The 15270-nt window shown below is 70.7% G+C and carries 14 protein-coding genes; 6 read left to right on the top strand and 8 right to left on the bottom strand.

Going from position 1 to position 15270, the window contains the following annotated elements; all coding sequences use genetic code 11:
• Positions 1–1638 carry a methyl-accepting chemotaxis protein gene (locus tag BM144_RS12685; RefSeq protein ID WP_434802666.1) on the bottom strand — a complete coding sequence of 546 codons (1638 nt, stop codon included), beginning with the start codon at positions 1636–1638 and terminating at the stop codon, positions 1–3.
• Positions 1639–2008: 370 nt separating this feature from the next.
• Here BM144_RS12685 and BM144_RS12680 point away from each other — a divergent pair, with 370 nt between their 5' ends.
• Positions 2009–3652, top strand: a complete 1644-nt coding sequence (locus BM144_RS12680; RefSeq protein ID WP_092952761.1) for a methyl-accepting chemotaxis protein — start codon at positions 2009–2011, stop codon at positions 3650–3652.
• 83 nt (positions 3653–3735) lie between these two features.
• Complete coding sequence (locus BM144_RS12675; protein WP_092952759.1) at positions 3736–4269, top strand: RcnB family protein; 534 nt, start codon at positions 3736–3738, stop codon at positions 4267–4269.
• A 141-nt stretch (positions 4270–4410) separates the two neighbouring features.
• On the opposite strand, the gene ruvC is transcribed toward BM144_RS12675, so the two are convergent.
• From ruvC to BM144_RS12660, 3 genes are read right to left on the bottom strand one after another with little or no spacing between them, the layout of a single operon-like run.
• Positions 4411–4959 (bottom strand): crossover junction endodeoxyribonuclease RuvC, encoded by a 549-nt coding sequence (ruvC, locus tag BM144_RS12670; protein ID WP_092952757.1) that lies wholly within the window; start codon positions 4957–4959, stop codon positions 4411–4413.
• 59 nt (positions 4960–5018) lie between these two features.
• Entirely contained in the window at positions 5019–5963 is a 945-nt protein-coding gene (locus BM144_RS12665; RefSeq protein ID WP_092953007.1) for a phosphatidate cytidylyltransferase, read from the bottom strand.
• Between the two features lie 58 nt (positions 5964–6021).
• Entirely contained in the window at positions 6022–6888 is an 867-nt protein-coding gene (locus tag BM144_RS12660; RefSeq protein WP_092952755.1) for a lysophospholipid acyltransferase family protein, read from the bottom strand.
• Between the two features lie 244 nt (positions 6889–7132).
• Between BM144_RS12660 and BM144_RS12655 the strand changes: the two genes are divergently transcribed.
• The 4 genes from BM144_RS12655 (at position 7133) to BM144_RS12640 (ending at position 10383) form a co-directional block, all read left to right on the top strand.
• Positions 7133–8143: a Bug family tripartite tricarboxylate transporter substrate binding protein gene (locus BM144_RS12655; protein ID WP_092952753.1), complete on the top strand. Its 1011-nt coding sequence runs from the start codon at positions 7133–7135 to the stop codon at positions 8141–8143.
• Positions 8140–8517, top strand: a complete 378-nt coding sequence (locus BM144_RS12650) for a cupin domain-containing protein (protein ID WP_092952751.1) — start codon at positions 8140–8142, stop codon at positions 8515–8517. Before BM144_RS12655 ends, BM144_RS12650 begins: the two co-directional genes overlap by 4 nt.
• Positions 8514–9323 carry an HpcH/HpaI aldolase family protein gene (locus BM144_RS12645; RefSeq protein ID WP_092952749.1) on the top strand — a complete coding sequence of 270 codons (810 nt, stop codon included), beginning with the start codon at positions 8514–8516 and terminating at the stop codon, positions 9321–9323. The genes BM144_RS12650 and BM144_RS12645 overlap by 4 nt, the downstream gene beginning before the upstream one ends.
• A gap of 193 nt (positions 9324–9516) precedes the next feature.
• The gene (locus BM144_RS12640; protein ID WP_092952747.1) at positions 9517–10383 is read left to right on the top strand and encodes an IclR family transcriptional regulator domain-containing protein; all 867 of its coding nucleotides are present in this window, start codon (positions 9517–9519) and stop codon (positions 10381–10383) included.
• 39 nt (positions 10384–10422) lie between these two features.
• On the opposite strand, the gene mtgA is transcribed toward BM144_RS12640, so the two are convergent.
• The 4 genes from mtgA to BM144_RS12620 form a co-directional block, all read right to left on the bottom strand.
• Complete coding sequence (mtgA, locus tag BM144_RS12635; protein ID WP_092952745.1) at positions 10423–11154, bottom strand: monofunctional biosynthetic peptidoglycan transglycosylase; 732 nt, start codon at positions 11152–11154, stop codon at positions 10423–10425.
• A gap of 49 nt (positions 11155–11203) precedes the next feature.
• On the bottom strand, positions 11204–12049 hold the full coding sequence (aroE, locus tag BM144_RS12630) for a shikimate dehydrogenase (RefSeq protein ID WP_092952743.1): 846 nt from the start codon (positions 12047–12049) through the stop codon (positions 11204–11206).
• Positions 12050–12105: 56 nt separating this feature from the next.
• Positions 12106–12966 (bottom strand): energy transducer TonB, encoded by an 861-nt coding sequence (locus BM144_RS12625; protein ID WP_092952741.1) that lies wholly within the window; start codon positions 12964–12966, stop codon positions 12106–12108.
• Positions 12967–13049: 83 nt separating this feature from the next.
• Entirely contained in the window at positions 13050–15137 is a 2088-nt protein-coding gene (locus tag BM144_RS12620; protein WP_092952739.1) for a ribonuclease catalytic domain-containing protein, read from the bottom strand.
• Positions 15138–15270 lie beyond the last annotated feature (133 nt).

Genomic DNA, 15270 nt, shown 5'->3' with positions numbered 1-15270 from the left:
TCAGCCGGTGGCGGCCAGGCGCTGCGGCTGCAACCGCGGCTGCGGAACGGGCAGGGTGGGCGCCGCGATGGCCGGGGCTGCCGCGCCGGGGCGCTGCTGCTGCACCGGCGGCAGCACGAACCGGTCCACGAGGCTCGCGAGATCGTGGGTCTGCCCGCGCAGGCTTTCGGCTGCGGCGGCCGATTCCTCCACCAGCGCGGCGTTTTGCTGGGTCATCTCGTCCAGCCGCGTCATGGCGGCATGGATCGCGGCGATGTCCTCGTTCTGCGACTGCGCATGGCTGCGGATCTCGCCCATCGTGCGGGCCGTGTCCTCGATGGTGGCCACCACGCGGTGCATGGTCTGGCCCGCCCGCTCGGCCAGCCCGGCGCCCGCCTCCACCTGCTGCACCGAAGCCGTGGTGAGGTGCTTGATTTCCCGGGCCGCTTCGGCGGAGCGGTTGGCGAGGCTGCGCACCTCGGCGGCCACCACGGCGAAGCCCCGGCCCTGCTCGCCTGCGCGCGCCGATTCGACGGCCGCGTTGAGCGCCAGGATGTTGGTCTGGAAGGCGATGGTGTCGATCACGCCGGTGATGTCGGCGATGCGGCGCGAACTGGCCGCGATCTGCTGCATGGTCTGCGCCACCTGGCCGACGACGCCGTTGCCTTCGCGCGCCACCTGGGCGGCCTCCGAGGCGAGCCGTTCGGTGCGCTGCGCGGAATCCGCCGCGTCGGACACGCGGCGCGTGACGTGCTCCAGCGACGCCGCCGTCTCCTGCAGGCGCGCGGCCGTCTCTTCCGTGCGGCTGGACAGGTCCGCATTGCCGCCGGCGATTTCCGAGGAGGCCACGTTGATCGTCTGGCCCAGGGCCTGCACGCGGCGCACGAGGTTGCGCAGTGCCGTCTGCATCACGGCGAGCGATGCCAGCATGCGGCCCGTCTCGTCGCGGCCGTGGCCCTGGATCTCCTGGCGCAGGTCCAGCCCGGCCACGCGGTCCGCGGTGGCGCTGGCCAGGGCGATGGGGCGGGTGATGCGGCGCACGAGCCACAGGGCCAGCAGCGTGCCCAGGACGAGCGACAGCGCGCCGAAGGCCAGCAGCGCCCAGCGCCCGGTGGCGCCCAGGGCGGCCACCTCCGAGGCGCCGGCGTCGATGGCCTGGCGCTGCGACTGCGACAGCCCGCCGAGCGCCGAGAGCAGCCGCGCCGCCGCCGGCACGAATTGTTCGCCATACACCTTGCGGATGCGCTCCGTCAGCCCGGAGTCGCGTGCGGCGATGAGGGCCTCGCAGGCTTTGCGGAAATCCGCCCCGGCGGTGCGCACCGCCGCCACGCGCTGCGCGTCCTCGGTGCCCTGCAGACGCTCGGCCAACTGCGCCAGCAACGCGTCGTATTGCTGCTGCGTGCGTGCGATGTCGGCGCCGAGGATCTCGCCCACTTCCGGCTCGGAGCTGAGGGCGACGGCCTTGTAGCGCTCGGCGTTCATGGCCTGCAGCCGGTGCGCATCGGCCACCAGGCGTTCGGTGGCGACGCGGCGGTCCACCATTTCGGACGCCGAATGGCCGATCCGTTGCAGCGCCACCACGCCGATGGCCGAGCCGATGCCATTGAGCGCCAGCACCGCCAGGAAGGCGCCGAGCAGCCTGCGGCCCAGCGTTCCCAGGCGGGTGGATGGGGCCGTTCCGGCGCCACCCACCGCGGGTGGGGCGGCGGGATGCGGCGCGCTATCGGGTGCCGTGCGAGGGCCGAAGTTGTCTATGGAAGAAATGAAGAAAGTCACGGTGGTGTCCGCGGCGGGCGGCTGGTAGCGCAGGCTTTGCCCGCGATCAGTGCGACTGTGCACCGCTCTTGTGACAATTTGTTTATCCTGGATCTCCTGCGGGCATGACAACCGTGACTTCGCCAGTCGTGGTTACCCTGCAAGTGGCTGCGGGCCGCCGCCCTATAGTGGGCGGCCCGGCAACCCACGAGGTGGCTTTTGGGGTGGGCGCGTTTATTGCTTGCGCTCCGTGTAACGTTTTGTAGAGGAAGCCATGAACGCTCTGGGACGCCTGTCGATCCGTACGCGCCTGTACTTCGGCACGATCTTTTCCCTGGTGCTGCTCGTCGTCATCGGGGGCCTGGGCTATTCAGCCCTCGACCGCACCCGCGACACGCTGCAGGTGCTCTTTTCGCAGCGCGTGCAGACGCTGACCGACATGGCCGACCTCCGCACGACGCTGGGCACGCTGCGCCGCACCGAGAAGGACATCATTCTCAATTTCAACAACTCGGTCGAAGTCGCCTCCCAGCGCGAGACCTGGGGCAAGACCCTCGCCGCGCTGCGCAAGAGCCTCACCGACGTGCGGCAGGTGCAGGCCGGCGATGCCGACTTCGTGGGAGCCATCGACAAGGCCCTGGCCGAGATCCAGCAGTACCAGGCCGGCATCTCGCCGATCTTCGAGCAGATCGAGCGCGCGCAGCTCGACGGCGCCGGCGGGGCGGCCTACGCCGACCGGTTCCGCCAGCACATGGAGGCGACCGACCAGATCCTGGCGAGCCTGGCGCAGAGCGCGCGCCAGCAGATGGAAGAGGCGCGGCAGGGCGTGGAAGCCCGCACGGCCACGATGTCGGCCGTGATCGGCATCGCGCTCCTGCTGGGCCTGGCGGTGCTGATTCCGCTCACCTTCTTCAGCGTGCGCTCGATCACGCGTTCGCTGGCCCAGGCCCAGGCGCTGGCCGAGCGCATCGCCGGCGGCGACCTGTCCCACGAGGTCCGCCCCGCGCAGATGGACGAGGTCGGCCAGCTCGTCATGTCCATGGGCCGCATGCAGGATGCGCTGCGCGGTCTCGTGCGGCAAGTGCAGGAGGCCTCGGGCAGCATTTCCACGGCCAGCACCGAGATCGCGTCGGGCAACCACGACCTGAGCCAGCGCACCGAGCAGACCGCCGCCAACCTCGAGGAGACGGCCTCGTCGATGGAGATGCTCACCAGCACCGTGCAGCAGAGCACGCAGTCGGCGCGGCAGGCCAGCGAGTTCGCCTCGACGGCGGCCCAGGTGGCGGCGCGCGGCGGCAGCGTGGTCTCGCAGGTGGTGGACACGATGGGCCAGATCACCCAAAGCTCGCGCAAGATCGCCGACATCACCGGCGTGATCGATTCCATCGCCTTCCAGACCAACATCCTGGCGCTCAACGCCGCCGTGGAGGCCGCGCGCGCGGGCGAGCAGGGCCGGGGCTTCGCGGTGGTGGCGGCCGAGGTGCGCAGCCTCGCCCAGCGCTCGGCCTCTGCGGCCAAGGAGATCAAGGAACTCATCGGGTCTTCGGTCGAGCGCGTGGAAGACGGCTCCCGCCTCGTCACCCAGGCCGGCAGCACGATGACCGAGATCGTGGACAGCGTGCGCCGCGTGTCGGAGATGATTTCCGAGATCACGGCGTCCTCGGCCGAGCAGAGCGACAACATCGGCCAGATCAGCCAGTCGGTGAGCCAGCTCGACCAGATGACGCAGCAGAACGCCGCGCTGGTCGAAGAGTCCACGGCCGCATCGGAATCGCTGCGCGAGCAGGCGGTCCAGCTCATCGGCGCGGTGAGCCGCTTCCACCTCGACGACGGCAACGCGGCGGCGATCGCGCTCGCGGTGCCGCCCCGCGCACCGGGCGCAGTGGCGGGTCTCGTGCGCCACGAACCGGCGGTCTGAACCGGGGCGCGTGGCTGCGGGGCCGGCCGGAAAGACGGGCGGCCGGCGGGTGATACCCTGCGGCTTTTGCCGGAGGCCGAGCCATGCCACGTACCGAATCCTTTCCTGCCCAGCCGCCGCGCGGGGGCGTGCCGCGCGCCCTGCGCGCCGCCGGCCTCGCACTGGCCTTGGGCACCGCTTTCCTGTCCGCGCAGGCGCAACCCTACGACGGCGTACCGGGCCGCGAGCGTGAACGCGAGCGCGGGCACGGCCCTTCGCACCGGGACGGCCGGCACGGCGATCGGGAGCGCCCTGGCCACGGCCACCACGGTCCGCACGCCGGCCCCCGCCACGCGCCGCCACCGGGCTATTACGCACCCCATGCCGGGCCACGCCACCACCCCGGTCCTCCGCCGCACGCGCGCGCCCACGGCCGGCGCGGCGCCGGGCCGCACCACGATTGGTACCAGGGCGGTCACGTACCGCCGATGTACCGTTCGCGCCACTATGTGGTGCAGGACTGGCGCGTGCACCAGCTCGCGCCGCCGCCGCGCGGCTACCACTGGGTGCAGAACGGCCCGGACTACCTGCTGGTCACGGTCGGCTCGGGCGTCATCGCGCAGATCGTTTTTCGCTGAAAAAAGACCGGGCCTGCCGGCTGCCTGCCGATGAAGGCACATGCGCTGTCGCTGGCGTCAGCCAGGGCTTGGTGTGGCCGGCGGGCCACCGGGGAGCCCCCACCGTGCCGGGCCCGGCGTGCCCGGGGCGGCCGGGGAGCGTCAGTAGCTCCTGCCGCCCTTGTACATGGCGTGCTGGCGGCGCGTGAGCGTGCCGGCCTGCCCGAGCCTGGCCATGGCCGCGCCGGCATGGGCGTGGGTGATGGCCAGGCCCAGCGCGTCGGCCGCGTCCGTGCCGGGCAGGCCGGGCAGCTGCAGCAGGCGGCGCACCATTTCCTGCACCTGCGACTTGGCCGCGCGGCCGTGGCCGACGACGGCCTTCTTCATCTGCAGCGCGGTGTATTCGGCCACCGGCAGGTCGCTGGCCACCAGCGCGGTGACGCAGGCGCCGCGCGCCTGCCCCAGCAGCAGCGTGGACTGCGGATTCACGTTCACGAAGACGATCTCGACCGTGGACACGTCGGGCTGGTAGCGCGCGGCCACCTCGGTGATGCCGTCGAAGAGCACCTTCAGGCGCGCGGGCAGGTCGCCCAGCGCCACGCTGGAGGTGCGGATGGTGCCGCTGGCCACATAGCTCAGCTGGTGCCCGTCCACGTCCACCACGCCGAAGCCGGTGGTCTGCAGGCCGGGATCGATGCCCAGGATTCTCATTTGCTATGTTTTTTGTAGCTAACTATCGAATGTTTCCGGCGGCATGGGTGCGAAAACACTCAAAGTCCGAAATACCAGCGCACCGAATGGAAGAACACCGGCCCCGCGAAGCACAGCGCGTCCACACGGTCCAGCAGGCCGCCGGCGCCCGTGGTGGACTGGCCCTGCATGCCCCAGCTGGTGACGCCGCGGTCGCGCTTGAGCGCCTTCATCACCAGATGGCCCAGGCTGCCGGCCAGGCAGGCCAGCAGCGCCATGCCGAGCGCCTGGCCCGGCTTGAAGGGCGTGATGAACGACAGCGCCACGCCCGCCAGCCCGCCCACGCCCACGCCGATGATCCAGCTCAGCCACTGGAAGCTCTGGCTCACCTGCGGCGCCACGGGCCGGTGCGGGAACCGGCGGCCCAGCAGGTGCTGCACGATGACGCTGGTCTGCACCACGGCAACGAGGAAGAAGACGAGGAACGCGCCCTTGCCTTCGTAGTTGGGGAAGTCGAGCAGCAGCAGGGCCGGCACATGGCTCATGCCGTACACGCAGACCATGATGCCCCACTGCAGCTTGGCGTTGCGCTCCAGGAAGCGCTCGGGGTCGTTGGCCAGCGCGCTCGCCACCGGCAGCGCGAGGAACACGTAGACCGGGATGAACACCGTGACCAGATCGAACTTGCGCAGCCCCACGATGGCGAACTGCAGCGGCAGCACCACGAAGAAGGCCAGCACCAGGCTGCGGTGGTCCCCGCGCCGCGTGGGCGAGAGCGTGATGAACTCGCGCAGCGCGAGGAACGCGACGATGGCGAAGAGCACCGTGGCGACCGCATCGCCCAGCGCCCAGCCCACCCAGAACACGGTGGCCATGACCCACGAGGTCTTGAGCAGGCTCCAGAAGCGCCGCCATTCCTGCAGGTGCGCCTCGTGCGCGGCCTGGTCCGCGGCGCCGGTGCCGCGTGCCTCGCGCAGCGTCTGGAAGAACGCGTAGAGCGTCACCATCGACAGCAGCCCGAACATCGCGACGAACAGCGCGCCGATCTGCTGCGTGGTGGTGAGGTTGCGCAGGAATTCCACGTCACACCTCCCGCAGCGCGATGACCGCGCGCCGCGCACGGTCGAGGAAAGCCCGGCGCTCTTCGCCGGGCGCGAGTTCGATGGGTGCGCCGAAGGTCACCGAGCACAGGATCGGCACGGGCACGACCTCGCCCTTGGGCATGACGCGCTGCACGTTCTGGATCCAGGCCGGCACGAGCACGACCTGCGGGAACATCTGCGCGAGCCGGTAGAGGCCGGACTTGAAGGGCTGGGGCTCGTCCCCGTGGCCGCGCGTGCCCTCGGGAAAGATCACGATCGAATCGCCGCTCTCCAGCGCGCGCACCAGGGGCTCCAGCGGGTCGCCTTGCGGCAGCGCGGCACGCAGCGCCTCGGGGCTGGGCGCAGGGGCCGGCGGTGGCGCCTGCGGGGGCGCGTCCACGGCTGCGGCGGGGGCGGGAACGCCGCCCAGGCCCTGGAAGCCCTCGAGCACGCTCTGGGCCGGAACCCGCGGGGCGTCCGTCGCGGAAGGGGCGGGGGGAGGCGGCTCCATCGGGGGCACGGGCACGGGCGCGGCGGCGGCTTCTCCCGGGCCGGCGGCGTCTGCCGCCGGGCGGGGGCCGGGGGGGCCGGCGACCCGGTCCACATAGACCGCGTTGAACACGGCCGTGGTGATCCACTGGCGGAACGGCGTCTTGGTCCAGTAGTCCTTGGCGGCGATGGGCCGCGTGATGCTGCGCAACTCCTGCGGCAGCGCCGCCCAGATCATGACGAGATCGGCATGGCTCTGGTGGTTGGCGAAATAGATACGCTGCTCCGCCTTGGGCGGGCACCCGTACCACCGGGCCTGCGAGCCGGTGAGAAAGCGCACCAGCCCGAGCAGGAAAAGGCTCATCAACTTGGACAACATGGGCCGGGATGATACGGGGGCGCACCCCGCTTGCCGCCGCAATGTGCGGGCGCGCGGCGCGCCCCGAAATCCATGCCTCGGCAGGGGGCTTGTTTGCGGAAAGTGCCCTCTTCGTTCCATTGTTCGGAATCTGGAAAGTCCGCCTCCTATTTGGCGAATATGGCTTCTAGACTTGCCCAATCGCGAATTTAAAAATGATTTTCGAATCGTTTTTTTCAGATTAATCAGAAGAGGGACCGATCGTATGCCATCCACCACCGTGTTGTCGCGCCGCAAAGCGCTCGCTTTCTGCCTGGCGGGTTCCGCACTGCCTTGGGCCGTGCACGCCCAGGGCCCGCAGGGTTCCGCTGCGGCGGGGGAGTTTCCGGTCAAGCCGGTGCGCTTGATCGTGCCCTTCGCTCCGGCCGGCTCGACCGACATCCTCGCGCGCCTGCTCTCCAAGCACCTTTTCGCGTCCAGCGGCCAGCCGATGGTGGTGGAGAACGTCGCCGGCGCCGGCGGCAACCTGGGCGCGGCCGTGGTGGCCCGCGCGCCCGCCGACGGCTACACGCTCGAGATCGGTGCGATGTCCACGCACGCGATGAACGGCAGCCTCTACAAGCAGCTCGCGTTCGATCCGATGAACGATTTCGACACCGTCGCCATGCTGGCCTACGCCATCAACGTGATCGCCGTGTCCGCCAGCCTGCCGGTGCGCACGTTCCCCGAGCTGCTGGCCTACATCCGCGCCAACCCCGGCAAGATCAACTACGCCTCGGGCGGCATCGGCACGCACAACCACCTCACCCTGGCGCTGCTGGCCAAGACGGCCAACCTCGACATCGTCCACGTGCCCTACAAGGGCGGCGGCCCGGCGGTGGCGGCGTTGCTGCAGGGCGAATGCCAGATGTTCGCGGGCGGTGCCTCGCTGCTGCTGCCGCATGCGCAGGCCGGCAAGATCCGCCTCATCGCCGTGACCGAGAAAAGCCGTACCGACCTGCTGCCCGACGTGCCCAGCGCCTCCGAGACGCTCAAGGGCTTCGAGGTGACCAACTGGTACGGCGTGTTCGCGCCGCGCGGGCTCGACCCGGCCCGCCGCGCGCAGATCAACCAGGAAATCAACCGCGTCACCGCCCTGCCCGAAGTCGCCGAGCGGCTCAAGGGCCTGGGCATGGTGCGGGCCCCGTTGTCGCCGCTGCAGTTGCGTGCGGTGCTCCAGGCCGACCACGACCTGTGGTCGCACACCATCCAATCCCTGCGGATCGCCCCCGAATGACACCCTCCATCCCCGCCACCCTGCCGCCGGCCGCCACGGCCACCCTGCACAGCGTCGACTGGAGCGCGCTCGAGTGGAAGCCCGTGCGCCGCGGCATCGAGCGCAAGGCCTTCGGCAGCGACCACGTCACGCTGGCGCTGCACCGGCTCATGCCGGGCCACGAGCCCCGGCCGCACTCCCATCCGAACGAACAGGTGATGTACATCCTGGCGGGCCAGATGGACGTGCACGTGGACGACCAGGTGGTGCGGCTCGGCCCGGGCGGGCTCCTGCTCATCCCGCCCAACGTGCAGCACTACGGCGTGGTGGTGGGCGACGAACCCGTGCTCAACCTGGACGTCTTCACGCCCGCACGGCCGGACTACCTCTTATGAACACCGCCCTGGACTCCCTGCAGGCCGATACCGCACCGGCCGCCCGGCTGCGCCAGCGCATCCTGGCACGCGACCGGCTCCTCGCGACCTTCGTCAAGACCACCTCGCACCAGACCGTGGAAGTGCTGGCGGCCACGGGGCTGGACACGCTCGTGCTCGATGCCGAGCACGCGCCCTTCGGGCCGGAGAGCCTCGACCGCAGCCTGCTCGCGGCGCACGCCTGCAGCCTGCCCGTGCTCGTGCGCGTGCCGTACCCGCGGGCGGCAGCCATCCAGCAGGCGCTGGACCTCGGTGCGGCGGGCGTGATGGTGCCGCACGTGGACGACGCACGCATCGCCTCCGAGGTGGTGCGCGCGGCGCGCTACGGGCAGGGCGGCAGCCGCGGGTTCTCCAACTCCTCCCGGGCGGGCGGCTATGGCACCCGAGGCATGGCCGAGCACCTGCGCGCGAGCGACGCGCACACCACCGTCATCGTGCAGATCGAGAGCGCCCAGGCCGTGGCCGAGGCCGCCGCCATCGCCGCGGTGCCGGGCGTGGACTGCCTCTTCGTGGGCCCGGCCGACCTGGCCGTCTCCTTGGGCGCGCGGGGCCTGGACGACCCGCGCGTGACCCAGGCGGTGGCGGCCGTGAGCGCCGCCGGCCGGGCGGCCGGCCGGGCCGTCGGCTGCTTCGTGCCCGATGTGCGCGCCGTGCCCCTTCTGGCCGTGCAGGGCGTGTCCTTCTTCGTGGTCGGGTCCGACCAGGCCCTGTTGCGCCATGCGGCGCGGCAGGTCATGGCCGACGCGATCGAATCCGAGACGGCCTGAGCGCCGTATTTCCGCTGGAGCCGTCTTTCCGGGGAGCCGAACCATGCATGCACCATCCTTTCCGAACCGCTGGGCCCTGCCGGGCGATGCGAAACCCCATGCCCTTGCTGCGCGCGTGTCCGCGGGTCCCGCGCGCCATCGACTCCCCTGAGCCAGTCCCGCCGGCCTCCACCCCCCACAGAGAGAAATAACCATGAGTACCGAAGTCCGTTCCGTACAACGTGCGCTGCTGATCCTGCGCGTGATGAACGAGCGCTCCACCTGGAGCCTGCAGGAGCTGCACCAGCGCACGGGGCTGGCCAAATCCACGCTGCACCGCCTGCTGGGCACGCTCGAACACGAGAAGTACGTGCGCAGCGACCCGCACGCCTATGGCCAATACCAGCTCACGCTGGCCGTGGGCAACCTCAGCAGCGGTGTGAACGAGAAGCTGCGGCTGGCCGAACTGGCCGCGCCGCTGATGATCTCGGCCACGCGCCAGATCAAGTGGCCGCTCTCGCTGGCCGTGATCGACGGGCACCAGATGCGCGTGGTGTTCTGCACCATGCCCTACAGCCCCTACGCGATCCGGCCGTCGAGCCTGGGCCGCCGCTACGACCTGCTGCCCTCGGCCCTGGGCCGCGCGTACCTGGCCTACTGCACCCGCGCCGAGCGCCGCATCCTCGTGGAGGCCGCCAACACCCACGGCGAGCCGCACCAGAAGATCACCGACATGTGGGCTTTGCGCAAGATCGTGCGCGAGACGCGCCGCCAGGGTTACGCGATCCGCTACGCCCGCAACAACTCCGAGAGCACGGCCTTTGCGGTGCCGGTGTTCGGCGGCGGCGTGCTGCGCGGTGCGCTGGTGTATTCGACCTTCGCGAGCCAGATGGACGACCGCATGCTCAAGCGCTTCCTCTCGCTCGTGCAGTCCACCGCCGCGCGCATCGGCGAAGAGGCTTCGGTGTCTTCGCAACTGCCCAGCATGGCGATGCCGCCGCAGACGGCCGGGATGCTGGCCGCGCCGCAGTCCCTGGCGGCGATGGCCGGCCTGGCGCCTGCCCACCCCGTGGCCGCCTGACCGCGGCCCGGGCACCGCGCCCGCCCGGCCGGTGCCCGTTCAGGGCAGCTCGGCGCTGCCCATGCGGCCCAGGATGACGCGCGTGCGGCCCGACAGGTAGGCCGACCCCGGGTTCTTCTCGAACCGCTGGGGCGCGGGCAGCATCACCGCCAGGCGCGCGGCCTCGGCGGCGCTCAGTTGCGATGCGCTCTTGCGGAAATAGCGCTGCGCCGCGGCCTCGGCGCCGAAGACGCCTTCGCCCCACTCGACGCTGTTGAGGTAGATCTCCAGGATGCGTTGCTTGGAGAGCAGTTGTTCCAGCGCCAGCGTGAGCACGAATTCCTGGCCCTTGCGCAGCAGCGTGCGCTCGCCCGACAGCAGCAGGTTCTTCGCGAGCTGCTGCGTGATCGTCGAGCCGCCCCGGATGCGCGCGGCACGCACGTTGCGCCCGGGCTGGGCTTCCTGCAGCCGGGCGGTCTGCGCCTCGGCGCGGGCATTGCGCTCCCAGGCCTTCTCGATCGCGTTCCAGTCCACTCCGTCGTGGCTGGCGAAGCCGTCGTCCTCGGAGGCGATCACGGCGCGCTTGAGGGTGTCCGCGATGCGCGCATAGGGCACCCATTCCTGCCGCCAGCGCAGCCCGCCGCCGGCGATCTGCGCCCAGGCTTCCGATCGCTGGAAGCTCGTGGACTGCGGATCGACCACCGCCATCGCCGCGATGCGCAGGATGAAGAACGCCTGCAGCGCCACGCAGGCCAGCAGCACGCACCCGATCCACCGGAGCAGGGCTTTCATGGGCGGCCCCCGGACCGTGGGCGTGCGGCGGGGCCCGGCAGGCAGGCCTTCATAGCTGAGCGCGCAGTTCCTGCAGCACCTGCGCGGCCGGAGGGCGCACGCCGCGCCAGATCGCGAAGGCTTCCGCGGCCTGCTCCACGAGCATGCCCAGCCCGTCGCGCGGCACGGCGCCATGCGCGCGCGCCCAGTCCATGAAACCCTGCGCGGCGGGGCCGTACATCATGTCGTAGGCCAGCGCCCCGGGGCGCAGCACCTCGGCCGGCACCGGCACGGCGTCGCCGGACAGGCTGCTGGCCGTGGCGTTGATGATCACATCGAAATCGGCCTCATGCCGCCGGATCCATTGGGTTTTTAGCTCTGTTTTTTGTAGCAAAGCGATGTCGGCATGCGCCTGTACCAGGGCATCGGCGCGCGACTGCGTGCGGTTGACCACGGCGAGGCTCCGCGGCCCCTGCTCCAGCAGCGGCGCGAGCACGCCGGCCGCCGCCCCTCCGGCGCCCACCAGCAGCACGTCGCGACCGGCGATCGGCACGCCGGCGTTGCGCACGATGTCGGCCACCAAGCCCAGGCCATCCGTGTTGTCGGCATGGGCCGTGCCGTCGGCCTGGAAGCTGAGCGTGTTGGCCGCGCCGGCGCGGCGCACGCGATCGCTGGCGTGGGTGGCCAGCCGGGCCGCATCGTGCTTGAACGGCACCGTCACATTACAGCCGCGCCCCCCGGCCGCCGCGAAGTCCGCCAGCGCCGCCGCAAAGCCGTCCAGCGGCACCAGCCGGCGCCCATAGGCGATGCGCTCGCCCGTGAGTTCGGCAAAGCGCGCGTGGATCCAGGGCGAGCGGCTGTGTTCCACGGGGTGGCCCATCACGCAGTACGTGTCCGGGGCGGAAGATGTCGTCATGGCGGGGGAGGGAAGAAAAAAACGGCGGCAAAAAGTGCGGCGCGGAGCGCGCCGCGTCAGCGCACGCTGGTCTCCAGCGTCTGCTCGCGCGTGAACTTGAAGCGCGACACCACCGCGATCTGGTCGGCCTTGGCACGCATGGCGGGCCCGAAATTCCCGAAGGGGCCCGAGGCGCGCACGATGGCCTGTGCGCGCTGGTCGAGCAGGCGGTTGCCGGAGCCCTGCACGATCTCGGTGTCGAGCACGCGGCCGTCGTGGTTCACCGTGACGATCATGGTCAGCTCGCCGTAGAGCTTCTTGCCGCCCTGTTCGGGAAAGCTCTCCGTGCCTTTGTCCTCGATCTTGCGGCGCAGCGCGTCGTAGTAGATCGCATAGACCTCCTCGCGCGTGGCGGGGCTGATGTAGCGTTTCTTGGGGCGCGCATTCTCTTCGTTGATGCGCTTTTCGATCTCGGCGAGCAGCTTCAGGAGCTGGCGGCGCTTTTCTTCCTGCTGCACGCGGTCGGTGTTCGGGCTCTGGTCGCGCGGATCGGGCGGCGGCAGGCTCGCCAGCTGCTTGCGCAACTGGGCGAGCAACTGGGCCTGCTGCTCCTGCATGGCGTCGAGCTTGCGCTGCGCCTCCTCGAAATCCTCGCCCACATGGGTGATGGCGGAATAGGGCAGGGGGCTGGTCGCGCGGCCCTGGGCCGCATCGCCACCGCCGGCCAGGGACGACTGGGCGATGGCTTGCGCCTTGTCGGGCCGTTCGCTGGACTTGGCATTGACCAGGATCACTTCGAGCGGCGTGTCCTGGAAGACCCGGTTGAAGCTCTCGGGGTCGACGAAGCGCACCGACAGCAGTGCTGCGTGCACCAGGACCGAGAACGCGAGCGCGATCTGCAGCGTGCTGAACCGGAGGAGGAAGTCGGGACGTTTCACGGCGGCCGATTATGCGGGCATGGGGTCGTGCCGGCCCGGCCCGGAAGGCGCCAGTGGCCAGGGCGGGGCGGCGCGCACGGGGTTCAGGAAGCGGCGGCCGGCGCGGCGGCGCTGCCTGCCTCGGCTTCGCTCACATCCACCGCGATGGCGATGGGGCCGGCCACGGCTTCTTCGTCGTCGCCCTCGGACTCGTCCACCGGGGCGTCGTCCCCGGGGTCCGCCGGGTCGTCCAGGCGCTCGGCCACCGTGCCGCCCACGTCGAGGGTGATGTCGTCGATCTCGCCGAGCTTGACCCGCACGCGTGCGCCGCGCGGCAGGCCCTGGGCGCCCAGCACGGGCAGCACCAGCGGCAGCGTGTCCGCACGCACCAGGAAATTCCCGCCGCCGCCGTCCTTGATCACGCTCGCGTCGATTTCGGTGATGCCGTGCTGCCGCAGGTACTGCAGCGTCCAGAAGCGCTCCATGCCGGCCTGGTAGCCGTTGTAGGCGCTGTAGGCCGCATCGAAGCTGCTGATGATGGAGAACAGGTCGGCGTCCTTGGGCTTGAACGGCGCCACCAGCGCAGCGGTCTTGCCGTTGCGCACGCAGGCGATGATCTGCCACTGGTTCACCAGGTCCACGTAGCGGCGCAGCGGCGACGTGGCCCAGGCATAGCTTTTCACGCCGATGCCCGCGTGGGGCAGGGCCTTGGTGCCCATGCGCACCTTCATGCCGGGCGCCAGGCTGGCCTGGCTGCGGTAGATGCCGGGCACGCCGTGCTCGGCCAGCAGGCCGCCCCAGGTGCTGTTGGCGACGATGGCGGCCTCGGCCACGATCAGGTCCAGCGGTGCGCCGCGGCGGCGCGTGGTGATCGAGACGACCTCGGTGCCGAGCGGCTCGCCGCCATCGGGCACGCCGGCCAGGCGGAAGTTGTAGTCGGGCCGGTTGAAGGTCTCGGGCTTGCCGCGCACCACTTCGCGCTGCGCCTTGAGCTTCTGGGCGAGCCGGTGCAGGAACGACAGTTCCGCGCGGCGCTCGGCCAGCGCCGCCGGCGTGTTCTCGACCTGCACCGACGGGTCCTGCAGCCAGGCTTCGGTGACGATGTGGTCGAGCTGGTCGTGGCGCAGGTTCACGGCCACGGGAACGCGTTCGAGCTTCGTCTCGGTGCCGGTGATCTCCAGCGTGGCCTCGTCGATGGTTGCGTAGAGCGACACGGCGGGGTTCGCGCGGCCCTCGTCCAGGGTGTAGATCCGCACCACCTCGTCCGGCAGCATGGTGATCTTGTAGCCGGGCATGTAGACGGTGGAGAGGCGCTGGCGGCCGAGCTGGTCGAGCGGCGTGCCCGGCACGATGGCGAGGCCCGGCGCCGCGATGTGGATGCCCAGCACCACGGTCCCCGTGCCCAGCCCCTGCACCGAGAGCGCGTCGTCGATCTCGGTGGTCTGCGAATCGTCGATCGAATAGGCCTGCACGGGCGCGAGCGGCAGGTCGGCCGGCGGTTGCGGGGCCGTGAGGGTCGGGAACCCCGTGCCCTTGGGGAAGTTGTCGAACAGGAAGCGCTTCCAGTGGAACTGGTAGGGCGAGTCGATCGCGCCGGCCTGCTGCAGCAGGTCCAGGGGCGCCTTGTGCGTGGCGCGGCTGGCCTCGACCACGGCCTTGTATTCCGGTGCGTTCTTGTCGGGCCGGAACAGGATCTTGTAGAGCTGCTCGCGGATCGCCGGCGGGCATTCGCCCTGGCCGAGCTGGCTGGCCCAGTCGGCGATCTGCTGCTGGACCAGCTTCTTCTTCTCGATGGCGGCGAGCGCCTGCTGCACGATCTCGGCGGGCGCCTTCTTGAAGCGCCCCTTGCCGGCGCGGCGGAAGTAATGCGGCGCCTCGTACAGGGCGAACAGCGCGCCGGCCTGCTGGGCCAGCGTGGCGTGCTCGGAGAAATAGTCGCGCGCGAGGTCGGCAAAGCCGAATTCGTCCTCCGGGGCGAACTCCCAGGCCAGGGGCAGCTCGATGGTCGCGGAGACGGCCTGGCCTTCGCGCAGCAGTTCGGCGGGAGCGGGTTTCTCGAACCGGATCAGGATGTGGGCGGCCTTTACCTTCACCCGCTTGCCCGAATCGAGCTCGATCTGGGCCGAGCTTTCGGCCTCGGACAGGATGCGGCCGGCGAGGAATTTGCCGGCTTCTTCAAACAGTGCGTGCATGGGCGGATTCTCCCATGCGCGCCCCGGGGCCCCGGTCGCCCGGCGGCAGGCACCGCGGCCGGCCCCCTATGATCGGGCGCTCGACCACCGCGGCGGCCCCCCGGGCCGCCTGCCATCCGCCCGCTCGTCCGCA

This window comes from Paracidovorax konjaci, from assembly GCF_900112675.1.
Lineage (GTDB): Bacteria > Pseudomonadota > Gammaproteobacteria > Burkholderiales > Burkholderiaceae_C > Paracidovorax > Paracidovorax konjaci.
Note: the sequence above shows the minus strand (reverse complement) of the source record. Positions and strands in the feature narration are given on the sequence as shown.